We start from the raw sequence: 11,068 nt of genomic DNA, 5'->3' as shown, positions 1-11,068 counted from the left end.
AGGTATACTCCGAACCCCATGTTCCAAGCTAGTTCAGAAAAAACGAGGCTATTCGCGAGGCAGTCTCGTTGTTTATGAAATAGCTTTCAGTGGCGTATCCTCCATCCATCTGCACAACATAGTCAGCGCACAATGCGATGAGTTCCAGGTCATGGGTAATGATGAGAGTTGTCTTCCCAAGATTGCAAAGCATCTTCAGTGCTTGAGCGGTCTGGCGCATGTGGCGGTAGTCGAATCCACTTGTAGGCTCGTCGAAAATTAGTATCTCCTCATCTGCGGCTAGTGCGCTGGCAATGGCCACGCGCTGTTTCTGGCCACCTGAGAGTGCCATTGGATGTTGCTCCGAAAGGTCTTCCATATCCATGAGTTGAAGCGCCTTGTGTGCCTTTTTCTCGCGCAGATCTTTTGGGATTGCCCCTGGCACACTGATTAACACTTCTTCCAGCACACTGTCAGTGAATAGCTGGTGGTTCACGTCTTGCATGACCATGTAGCAGAAAGACAGCATCTTGCCAATGGGAATTTCTTTTCCGTCTAGGAACACTGTGCCTTTTGCTCGTCTGTTCAACCCGCAAAGCGTTCGTGCCAGCGTGCTCTTGCCGGCACCGTTCCGTCCAACTATGGCTGTGATGTGGCTTTGGGGGAATGCTAAGTCCGGAATATCTATACCGAGTGTGCCTGAGTAATGGAAACAGACATCCTCGAGCCTTATCATGGGGGCTCTACTCGTGCTTCGGGTGGGGAAGGAAACAGAGCCTAGATCTGTCGTCCGAAGACCCATCCCCGCACATTCCCTAGTGGTCATCGCGGCGAATACATCCGCGTCCAGCGACTGGATAATCTCTCCATCGCGGAAGACTAGCACACGATCGGCAAGTCCTTTCAAAAAGAAGAGTCGGTGCTCTGCAATGATGACCGTCTTGCCCTGCTCCTTCCATAGGGCGAGCGTCTTTCGCAGTGCCTTGATGCTCTCCATATCCAAGTTGGACGACGGCTCGTCCAGCACAATTACGTCGCTGCCTGCTACAGCTACGCTACCGCAGGCAATCTTCTGCTTCTCGCCGCCAGACAGTGCGAACATATTCCGTCTCAACAGCGGTTTTAGGTCGAGTAGCTCGGCTGTATTAGCAATGTTATGTTTAATTTGCTTTGGGTCTCGTCCCTGGTTTTCTGCGGCGAAGGCCAATTCACTCGTGGTATCTACATTGAAGAACTGGTTGCGAGGGTTTTGGAAGACGCTGCCCACGCGTTTGGCCGTCTCGTAGAGGGGCTGTGCGGTAACGTTTTTGCCCGCCAGCAGAACCTCGCCTTTCAGATTTCCCTCGAAGTAATGGGGAATGAGCCCGTTGACTAGTCGACAGGCAGTTGTTTTCCCACAGCCCGAGTTGCCAGTGAGGACAACGAACTCACCAGTTTGGATGGACAGGCTCACGTCTTTCAGGGCCGAACGCATCCGAACGCTTCCGTCCGAGTCCGTTACACGATAGGCATAATAGACGTCTTTGAACTCGATCATGTCAAGTCACCACAAACAGAACTAGTACTGCTATGAGCAGTGTCAGCAGGATATAGTCGCGTGCGCGGAAGCCGACCTCGCAGATGTGTGTGCGTCTCACGCTGCCGCCGAGCCCCTTAGTCAATGCTGCCTGCGAGAGCTCGTCGGCGATACGCACGGTACTCATCATGACGGGGACTAGTTCGTACTCTATGCGCTTCACGAAACCTGAATGCATACCGGTAACCTGCCGCATCCGCATAGCATCGGTGATGGCGCTATTCTCTTCGGCGATTGTTGGAAAGAAACGGAACATCACTGATAAGGGAATCGTCACTGTAGACGGTATGCGCATACGTTCCATAGCGGCGATGAACTCGGCAACAGTGGTGCTCTGCATCACACAGTACCCCATCACGATGGGTGCAAGGAATCGTGAGATAAGCCCACCTAATATCATGACAATCATGTTGAGTGCACCGCTGGTTAGTCGGAAGGCTGCACCCTCCATTAATAATGCGAAGACATAGAGCGCTGTGTAAACTGCAGCGAACTGCCAACGTTGGAGTGCCAAGAGCCCGAGCAGCGGCAGGATGCAACAGACTAGACGCAGCCAGAAGTCGATACCGACGATGCTGCCATCAATCATCACGGAACTTACGGTCAGAATGGCGAGCAGTCCAACCCTGGGATCCAGAAGCGAACGCTCGCCAGTGATTTGGAATGTACTTAACTCAGCCTGCATCAGGCCATACCCGCCTTCCTGAAGTGCTTCTTCAGTACTGCTGAGCCCATAAGACCGCCGATAATGCCGCCCACAAAGCACAGCGCGATCAATACGAACAACGCCCAATCTGGTGTGAGGCTAGCAAGGGTGTCTACGTAGGCTTGACCGTAGCTACTGACAAGGCCGGCAAGGTAGTTGTCGCGATAGCTGAAGAACAAGGGTAGCGCCATGCCTATCATCCACAAGGAAAGAATGCCAGAAGAGAGTACACAGGATTTCACACTCTTGTATTGGCCAGCCTTAAGGATCAGGTCGGCGCACAATCCAGCAGCAATTGCGATGAAGAGTACCGGCCAAGGTCGTCCCATCACCAGCTCCAGCAGGCCTAGGATAAGTGCCATGATGGTTACCATGCCAAATTTCTTCGCCCTTGTGAGGAAGAGCATATACGGGATTCCCGCAACGATGGGGCAGATGGCAGGAAGAAGAACCAACAGGATTGGGATATACCCGATGAAGCTGACGACGAAAAACACCATGAAGTAGAGTGAGGTGAACACGCCAATATTGATGAGGTCCTTTACGGCAAGTTTGTTGTTTTCTTCCATGTTTTTCCTCCTATTTGTCCATGAAACTACGCATGGAAGCTCTTTTTTGGACCATGTCCGCGTAGATGCCGCCTTGCGTTATGAGCGTCTCGTGATCCCCGCGCTCGACGATTTGTCCGTCGTTCACCACCAGAATCTGGTCAGCACCAGCGATTGTGTGTAGGCGGTGAGCGATGACCAGCACAGTCTTGTTATTCACGAGCTCAGATATTGCATCCTGGATGCACCTCTCGTTATCCGCGTCTACGCTGGCTGTGGCCTCGTCCAAGACGATGATGGGGGCGTCCTTGAGAATGCAACGCGCAATGGAGATGCGCTGCTGCTCACCGCCAGAAAGTGACATGCCGCCCTCGCCGACCATTGTGTCGAAGCCTTGTGGCAGTGCCATGATAAAGTCGTAGCATCGAGCCTTCTTTGCAGCTGTGTACACTTCTTCTTTTGAGGCGTCCGTGCGACCCATGGCGATGTTGTTATATATCGTGTCTTGGAACAAGTAGACCCGCTGGAATACCATGCTGATATTGTCCATTACCTGGGCAAGCGGTACCTCGCGGATGTTCTTACCGCGAAGTCGTATACTGCCTTCTCGCACGTCCCAGAAGCGGGCGAGAAGGCTGGCGATGGTTGATTTTCCGCCGCCAGAGGGTCCGACGAGTGCCGTCATGGTGTTACGTTGCGCTACAAAACTGATTTTGTGAAGGACATCTTTGTTGTCGTAGGCAAAGCTGACGTCCTCAAACTCGATTTCTGGTGAGCCGTTAGCTGGGATTGCCTTGTTGCCGCTGTCCGAAAGCTCTGGTTCAGCAAATATTGCCTCAATGCGATCTAAGCAGGCGTCCATCACGGTGAGCCGAGCTACCTGCCCGTAAAAGGCTTTGAGCGGCCTGAACAGCTCGAACACAAACAGCAGCATACCGATGAAGAAAGCAAGCGATAGAGATTCTCTTTGGTATAGCAGCCACATGGCGCCGAGCATTGTGGCGCTGCCAATCCCGCAGGTAAGGTTGAGTGCTTTCGCCCAAGGCGCGAAATCGAATTCGAAGCTCAAGTTCTTGTCGCATGATGCTTGGAAGCTTTCCGTTAACTCCTTAGACTTCTCACCCAGCATGTTGTAGGTCTTGATGATGCCCATGCCCTCAGTGAAGTCGATGACAGCCTCGGTGAGCTGCTGACTTGTTTCTTGGCGCTCGTTGGAGTGCATCAGCGTATTCTTCTTCATAGCCTCACCGATGCAAAACACGATGCTGCTGATGAGCAGGCCAAGCAACCCTAGCCGCCAATCGAAGACGAACAGGAACAGGATGAAAATGACAGCGGAAAAGATGTAACTCATCAAGTCGGCCAGTACCATCATCAGGTTCTCTTCGATAAAGTTCATATCAGTGGAAAGAACGGAGCTTATACGTCCGATGTTGCCCTCCGTGAAGAAGCCCATAGGCATCTTCCGTAGGTGTTCACCTAGCTTTAGGCGCATATCCGCGAAAATCTCGAAGCCAGCTGCGGATTGGAGTCGGTCAGCGATGTTCTGGAACATGCACTGCAATGCGATGCAGGTTACGATCGCGATGCCCGCCCAGAGGCAGCTCATGTTCGTGACGGTGTTATTTAAAAAGCCCATGATCAGGAAGAACATAACCACGATGGGCGCTTTGCCCAGAAGTGCCTTCAAGAAAGAGCACACGGCGGCCCCGTAGATCCTCCTGCGCAAGTCCTGCGCAACCTTCAGGATTCTGCTGATGAATGCGATCATGCCCTTACCTCCCATGCGGCGCTCTCCTGCGCAGCCGCCCACAGGCGTCGGTATTCCTCCGAAGCGTCCAGCAGCTCTTCGTGCGTGCCTTGCGCATCTATGGTGCCGCCTTTTAGCACAACTATCTTGTTTGCCCCTGTAATGGTGTGCAACCGGTGGGCGATGACCAACACTGTCTTGCCCTTTATAATCTCGGAGATGGCGGCGTTCATCTTCTCCTCGTTTTCCGGGTCGATGAATGCAGTTGCCTCGTCCAGCACGATGACCGGAGAATCCTTCAGTAATGCCCGCGCGAGAGAGATGCGCTGTCGCTCGCCGCCGGATAACATCTTTCCACCATCGCCTGCGGGCGTGTCGATTCCTTGGGAAAGACGCGCAAGGAACTCATCGCATTGTGCACGGCGGGCAGCTTCTAACACCTCCTCACGGCTGGCCTCAGGTCGGCCAATGAGGATGTTCTCGTACAGACTGGTGTTGAACAGGAACTGCTCCTGAGAAACGTAGGAGATCTGATCGTTCAGTGCCTCGATGCGCATGTCGGTTAGGTCCTGCTCGCCCAGTGTGATGCGTCCGCTGTCAAGGTCGTAGAAGTGTACCAGCAGCTTTGCCAGGGTGGATTTCCCGCTGCCGCTCTCGCCTACAAGTGCTGTCATGGTGCCTTCATTCAGTTCCAGGTTGATGCCATGGATGACCTCGGTATCCTTGTAGGTGAAGTGCACATTCTCGAAACGGATATCGTGGTTTGCGCCCTCAAAGCTGCGCTCGGATTGCTTGAGCGCAGGATGCTCAATGAGCTTCTCCAGCTCGTCGATCTTGTAGTTGAGTTGCGGGAACTTACCGCCGAAGCTCATGGCCTTCAGCAGTGGTGACCCCACTGCAAACGACATGCACACAACTAGGATGAGGTTGGCCAGCGTGCTCCAGCCCTGTAACACAAACCAAGCACCGACGGGAATCGTGAACAGTGCCACACAAGGGATGATGCTGGAATAGAGCGCCATCCAGGGCCAGCAGACCTTGTACCACGCCAGCGTGAAGTCGCGGTAGCTCGTGATGTCGGTCTTAAAGCGCTTATAGCTTTCGCCGTCGCGGTTGAAGATCTTTACGACCTCCATGCCGTTGATGTACTCGATGATGGTGTTGTTCATCTTTGCTGCTGAGCCGTAGTAGGCGTCCATGCGACTCATGCCCGCCTTGTACATCATGCCCATGGCCAGCAGGCCCAACGGCAGGGAGGCGATGCATAGCAGGGCAAGTTTCCAGTCCACGAAGAACATGGCTAAAATCACAATAACTGGTACGAGCAAGTTTCCGATGCCTTCGGGAATGGCGTGCGCAAGCAAGATCTCGATGGTTTCGATGTCATCGGTGAACATCTTTTTGATGCGTCCGTTGCCTAGTTCACGAATGGTGCCAAGCGGCTGCATCTCCAGCTTTTGCTGCAGGATGGTGCGGATATTCTTCAACGTGTTATAGGCACAGATATGGGAATATTCAAGGCCTTTCACATACAGTACCGCGTTGCCCGCCAGACACACCGCTGTACACGTCACTATTAGCAGCACGTATCCCATTTCCAGCGATTGTCCTGCGATTAGTGGAACAAGGATTTGATACAGGAAGAAGTATGGGACGACGCCCAACACGATGGCGATGCAGACGCACGCCACTGCCTTGTATGTGTAGCCCATGTATCCTTCCATGTATGGTCGGACTTTTTTAAACACTGAATCACCTCTCTTAGTTAGATTTATCTAACTCGATAGCTAAAAAATAAACTCTTCTTTATCAGGCCTTCGGCTCCGAAAAGCCAAGGGCGCGATGCCAATCGATGAATTGGATGGTCAGCTGACAGTGGAGCCGGATTTCCTCGTCGGTGAAATCATGTATGAAAGGTTCGAACATCGTGCTCCAGAATGCGGTTGTCAGCACGTGAAGTTCCCGCGGAGTGATGCCGACTCTGGCAAGGCTGCGATCCGCTGCTGCTTGATAACACTTGTAGGTTTCCGCGCATACTTTTTCGACAAGTTCGTGTTGGAAGTCCTGATAGCGCGTTCCCTCCGAGCACTTGACGAGCAGTGTGAAGCCATCTTTTCGGGCGATCATGAATTCGAACCACCAGTCCATATAGCCTTCGGTTAGCGTCCACATGTCGTAGAGCTGACCATCTGTCATTGTGGAGTAATTGATGCTCTTGGATGCAATGACCGCGTCGATATCGTCCACGGTAGGCTGCACCAGTGCTTGGAAAAGGTCTTCTTTTCCACCGTAACGCTTGTACAACGCTCCCGTTGTGACGCCAGCCTTCGCGCAAATTTTACGCAGAGATGCGTTAAGGAAACCCTTTTCTAGAAATTCTTCTTTTGCACTCTCCTTAATCATTGGATCAATTGCTTTATCGAAGGTTGCCATACTGCTCCTATGTGCAGATTTCAAGGGTGATAACGTTGTTATCACAGTAAGTTAATGCTTGCTAACTTAGATGTCAACCATGATTTTCTTGCGGCATTACGTTGGGACTGTTTGTGCGTTGGACGGCACACAATCTCTTTCGAAATGAAGTCATGACGCGCTGCTGAGTAGGTGACGAGGCAAGATAAGAGGGTCTTTTCATGGCAACTGTTTGCTGTAGGCGACCAAGTACTTCTCTATCCGTTAAAGTATTTAAAAATGTATTTGCAAGAGAAGAGGCTTACATGACTCAAACTACCCAGGCTCCTAAGTTCTCGAGTGCACATTTTATTGGTATCGGTGGCGCAGGCATGAGTGGTATTGCGCTTGTTCTTTTTCAGCGGGGTTGCAAGGTCACAGGTTCTGATCTGAAGAACTCGAGTTACGTGCGTGACCTAGAGCATGCGGGCATTGATGTCCGCATTGGTCATCAAGCAGCAACTATTGACGAGCTCAAGCCCGATGTGGTTGTTATTTCTACCGCAATTCCCGAGACTAACCCCGAGCTTGTTCGTGCGCGTGAGCTGGGTATTACCGTCTGGCGTCGTGCTCAGATGCTTTCTGCGCTGGGAGAGGGTGCAAAGACGATTGCCGTTGCTGGCACCCATGGAAAAACTACAACAAGCTCTCTGGTGGCCACCATGCTTGACCATCTAGGTTGTGACCCTTCTTTCCTCATTGGTGGCATCGTTGAGGAATATGGCACCAATGGTCGCAATGGTTCTGGTGGCTACTTTGTCTGCGAAGCAGATGAGTCTGATGGCTCTTTTCTCTTTCTCAATCCCAATGTGGTTGTTGTAACCAACATTGAGGCCGATCACCTCGATCACTACGGCACGCTGGAGAATATCGAGAAGACCTTTTGTCAGTTCATGGAGCTGGTAGGCGAAGAGGGCACCATTGTTATCTTTGGTGACAATCCCCACTATGTTGAACTTGCCAAGTCTACAGGTTGCAAGGTCGTGACCTATGGTTTTGGTGAAAATGTCGATTATCGCTGTGTGCCTAGTGAGACGCAGCGGGGCCTGCAGAGTTACTTTGATGTGGTCTGCCCTTGTGGTGTGACGGTGCATTCTGGTTTACACGCCAATCCAGGTGAGCACAATATGGCAAATGCAACAGCTGCTCTTGCGGTAGCGGGCGTTTTGAATCTTGACCTTGAAAAGGCAGCTGCAGCTGTAGCCGAGTTCAAGGGTGCCCACCGTCGTTTTACGCATGTCGGTGATGTAGCAGGAATCACTGTGGTTGATGATTATGGACACCATCCCACTGAGATTGAGGCTACCCTTACTGCGGCTTCCAAACTAGGCTTTGAACGCGTAGTCTGCGTTTTTCAACCGCATCGCTACAGCAGAACTCAGGCGCTGGCGAGTGAATTTGGCGCTGCTTTTGATAATGCTGATGTGCTTGTAGTGATGGACGTTTTTTCTGCTGGGGAAATGCCGATTCCTGGCGTTTCGGGTAAAACGGTTGCAAATTCGGTCAAAGACAACGGGCATGTTCAACAGGTGGAATATCAGCCTAATCGTCGTAAGCTTATCTCCCAGCTTGTCCAATTATGCCGTCCAGGTGATTTGGTGATTACTCAGGGTGCGGGCGATGTTACTCAGGTTGGGCCAGCTTTGCTTGATGCTCTACGAGAGCGTGACGCGGAAGGGACAAGCGAGAGCTTGTGAGCGTATTTAATGCCTACATAGCCCTTTCGGGGAAGATACATGCTGAGGTAAAACGGGACGTAGCTCTGTCTCGCTTGACGTCTGTGCGCATTGGTGGCGCCGCGGCGCTTTATGTTGCTCCGCATGACTATGCAGCACTTTCGCGTACGTTAGAAGTGCTGAGTATGCAGAAACTGCCTTGGGTTATTTTAGGCCGTGGGTCATCAATACTTGCTTCTGATGAGGGTTACCGTGGTTGCGTTATTGTCCTGACAGGGGAGTTTGAAAAGCTCAGTGTAGACGGCCCAACAGGCATGGTAACTGCTGGTGCTGCGACTCGTCTGGCTAAGGCCTGCTCAACTGCTCTTACAGCAGGACTTTCTGGTATGGAGTTTCTCGCAGGTATTCCAGGTAGCGTAGGCGGGGCACTCTTAATGAATGCTGGTACTGAACGTCGCTGGCTGAGTAGTATCGTGCACGATGTAGTAAGCCTTAAACCTGGTGTAGGACTCGTTCGGCGTCCAGCTGCAGAGATTGATTGGGATCGTCGGTGGTGTTCTTTGCCAACAGACGAGATTATCCTCGAAGTTACTTTTTCTTTGCAGCCAGCTCAGGTAGAGGCAATTGCTCAGAAGATGGAAACGCATCTTGGTGAGCGTAGTATTTTGCCTTTAGGTGCTCAGAGTTGTGGGGCGCTTTTTGTAGAACCACGTGCTGCGTCGGTGAATGAATTGGTGAGACGTTGTGGTTTGCGCGGAGCTCGTGAAGGTGGCGCACAATTGCATCCTAGCCAAGCAAATTATGTGGTCAATCGTGGTGGAGCCTGCGCAGCTGATGTGCTTGCCTTGATGAATCGTGTACATAGTGAAGTCTTGGCAAATAGTTCCGTTGATTTACATTCCGAGCTTAAGCTCCTCGGTTTTGAGATATAGGAAAGTTACGTATGGCTCAAGACAACACACCAAAAAAGCCAACTCCCCGTAAGCCCACCCCACGAAGCAAAGCTTCTGTGACTGGGGGTAGCAAGAAGAGCACGCCTAAGCTTTCAGCAGCTACGAGCAGTGCAGGTTCACGTCTACCTAAAATAGGCAAACGTTCTGTTCAAACAGGACGTCTGCAAACCCCTGTACCAGCAGCTTCGGCGACTCCTAAAAAGAAGCAAATCTTTGCTGCGCCATCTCCTGCCGCACGCCGTAGCCAGCGTCAGTCAACAACACCGTCTGATGAGGGTGCGCGGCATACCCCAACCCTCAAGAGCATTGCTATTGCGGTCATTGTATTGGCTACACTCGCTGTTATTGGAGTTATTGCGCTTACTGCTCTTTCATATACAAGCGTCTTTACTATTAACAATGTGGTGGCGACCTCTAGTGAGCATGTCTCGGATAGCAGTATTGTGCGTCTTGCTCAAGTAGAAGAGGGAGCAACGCTGCTCAATTTTGACGCTGACAAAATTGAGGAAAACATCAAGCGTAATCCCTGGGTTGCTGAGGTACATCTATCACGTGTCTTTCCTTCAACCCTCAAAATTACGGTGACCGAGCATAAGGTAAGGGCTTTAGTCATTATGAATGGCAGTGAGGTTGTGTGGTGTTTGGGTGATGGCGACGTATGGTTAGAGCCCATCTCGGTCAAAGCCGAAAGCGGTGAAAGTTTCAAAGCCGCTGTACTCAAGAAAGCTCAGAGTATGGGAGCCCTGCTTATTGCAGACTCACCGGCAAAACTCAATCCGCATGCTGGCTCTCAGGCCAAAGCCGAGAGTTTGCAAGCTGCTATCAAGTTTGATGAAGACTTTACCAAAGAGCTTTCGAAACAGATTTTGAGTTATTCTGCACCGTCTGCTGCGAGTGTGAGTTGTACGCTCAAGTCAGGTGTTACCGTTTCTTTGGGTAAGGCAACAGATATTACTGCCAAAGAATCAGTTATTTTGGCTTTGCTCAAAAAGCATCCGGGCAAGATTACCTATATCAACGTTCGCGTAGCAAGTAATCCGTCATATCGCATGATTGAATCAGATAATGTCCAAGAAGGAACGGGCGCTTTAGGTGAAGGCGTCAGTACCGATGATTCTGTCATTGCAGCAAATTCCAGTGGATCAAAGAGTCAGGGTAATACGGGCTCTGATGATGGTAGTAGCGCTGTGTCTGACGAGAGCGAACAAAGCCTTGAAGGCGACAATGAAAACCCTCAAGTAGATTCAAGCTCTCCAGATGAGTCAAACTCTGAAGTCTAAAGTATCTGCCTTGAGACATTTAGCACAGTTCCAGCCAAATAATTAAAAAAACTCACGGTAAGACGGGATAAATAAGCAAATAAGCTGCTTTTTCCTGCAATTTCCACAATTTAAAAAATTTTGCTTGACGTGACTCCGCGCATGTGCAA

The 11,068-nt window shown here is 51.2% G+C and carries 9 protein-coding genes; 3 read left to right on the top strand and 6 right to left on the bottom strand.

The genetic code is table 11. The annotated features are described in order from the left end of the window. Positions 1 to 28 precede the first annotated feature (28 nt). The 6 genes from BN4314_RS00635 to BN4314_RS00610 form a co-directional block, all read right to left on the bottom strand. Positions 29 to 1,516 (bottom strand): ABC transporter ATP-binding protein, encoded by a 1,488-nt coding sequence (locus BN4314_RS00635; protein WP_035097801.1) that lies wholly within the window; start codon positions 1,514 to 1,516, stop codon positions 29 to 31. 1 nt (position 1,517) lies between these two features. After that, the gene (locus tag BN4314_RS00630) at positions 1,518 to 2,240 is read right to left on the bottom strand and encodes an energy-coupling factor transporter transmembrane component T (RefSeq protein WP_021626014.1); all 723 of its coding nucleotides are present in this window, start codon (positions 2,238 to 2,240) and stop codon (positions 1,518 to 1,520) included. Further along, a complete protein-coding gene (locus BN4314_RS00625) occupies positions 2,240 to 2,830 on the bottom strand; it encodes an MptD family putative ECF transporter S component (protein ID WP_021626015.1) in 591 nt (196 codons plus the stop codon). Before BN4314_RS00625 ends, BN4314_RS00630 begins: the two co-directional genes overlap by 1 nt. A 10-nt stretch (positions 2,831 to 2,840) precedes the next feature. Further along, a complete protein-coding gene (locus tag BN4314_RS00620) occupies positions 2,841 to 4,595 on the bottom strand; it encodes an ABC transporter ATP-binding protein (RefSeq protein ID WP_198145535.1) in 1,755 nt (584 codons plus the stop codon). Continuing rightward, complete coding sequence (locus BN4314_RS00615; RefSeq protein WP_148424823.1) at positions 4,577 to 6,283, bottom strand: ABC transporter ATP-binding protein; 1,707 nt, start codon at positions 6,281 to 6,283, stop codon at positions 4,577 to 4,579. The genes BN4314_RS00620 and BN4314_RS00615 overlap by 19 nt, the downstream gene beginning before the upstream one ends. 85 nt (positions 6,284 to 6,368) lie before the next feature. Then, positions 6,369 to 6,992 (bottom strand): TetR/AcrR family transcriptional regulator, encoded by a 624-nt coding sequence (locus BN4314_RS00610; protein ID WP_068539223.1) that lies wholly within the window; start codon positions 6,990 to 6,992, stop codon positions 6,369 to 6,371. A 284-nt stretch (positions 6,993 to 7,276) separates the two neighbouring features. On the opposite strand from BN4314_RS00610, the gene murC reads away from it, so the two are divergent. From murC to BN4314_RS00595, 3 genes are read left to right on the top strand one after another with little or no spacing between them, the layout of a single operon-like run. Beyond that, positions 7,277 to 8,707, top strand: a complete 1,431-nt coding sequence (gene murC / locus BN4314_RS00605) for a UDP-N-acetylmuramate--L-alanine ligase (RefSeq protein ID WP_068539221.1) — start codon at positions 7,277 to 7,279, stop codon at positions 8,705 to 8,707. Next, positions 8,704 to 9,618: a UDP-N-acetylmuramate dehydrogenase gene (gene murB / locus BN4314_RS00600; RefSeq protein WP_068539219.1), complete on the top strand. Its 915-nt coding sequence runs from the start codon at positions 8,704 to 8,706 to the stop codon at positions 9,616 to 9,618. Before murC ends, murB begins: the two co-directional genes overlap by 4 nt. Before the next feature lie 11 nt (positions 9,619 to 9,629). Beyond that, complete coding sequence (locus tag BN4314_RS00595; protein WP_068539217.1) at positions 9,630 to 10,919, top strand: cell division protein FtsQ/DivIB; 1,290 nt, start codon at positions 9,630 to 9,632, stop codon at positions 10,917 to 10,919. Positions 10,920 to 11,068: the final 149 nt, after the last annotated feature.

Origin of the sequence: Olegusella massiliensis (assembly GCF_900078545.1) — a bacterium.
Classification (GTDB): domain Bacteria; phylum Actinomycetota; class Coriobacteriia; order Coriobacteriales; family Atopobiaceae; genus Olegusella; species Olegusella massiliensis.
This window is presented reverse-complemented; position numbering and strand designations above follow the sequence as displayed.

Excerpts from the sequence above, each read along its gene's own strand:
- BN4314_RS00635 (WP_035097801.1), bottom strand. The coding sequence starts at position 1,516 with ATGATCGAGTTCAAAGACGTCTATTATGCCTATCGTGTAACGGACTCG.
- BN4314_RS00630 (WP_021626014.1), bottom strand. The coding sequence starts at position 2,240 with ATGCAGGCTGAGTTAAGTACATTCCAAATCACTGGCGAGCGTTCGCTT.
- BN4314_RS00625 (WP_021626015.1), bottom strand. The coding sequence starts at position 2,830 with ATGGAAGAAAACAACAAACTTGCCGTAAAGGACCTCATCAATATTGGC.
- BN4314_RS00620 (WP_198145535.1), bottom strand. The coding sequence starts at position 4,595 with ATGGGAGGTAAGGGCATGATCGCATTCATCAGCAGAATCCTGAAGGTT.
- BN4314_RS00615 (WP_148424823.1), bottom strand. The coding sequence starts at position 6,283 with ATGGAAGGATACATGGGCTACACATACAAGGCAGTGGCGTGCGTCTGC.
- BN4314_RS00610 (WP_068539223.1), bottom strand. The coding sequence starts at position 6,992 with ATGGCAACCTTCGATAAAGCAATTGATCCAATGATTAAGGAGAGTGCA.
- murC (WP_068539221.1), top strand. The coding sequence starts at position 7,277 with ATGACTCAAACTACCCAGGCTCCTAAGTTCTCGAGTGCACATTTTATT.
- BN4314_RS00595 (WP_068539217.1), top strand. The coding sequence starts at position 9,630 with ATGGCTCAAGACAACACACCAAAAAAGCCAACTCCCCGTAAGCCCACC.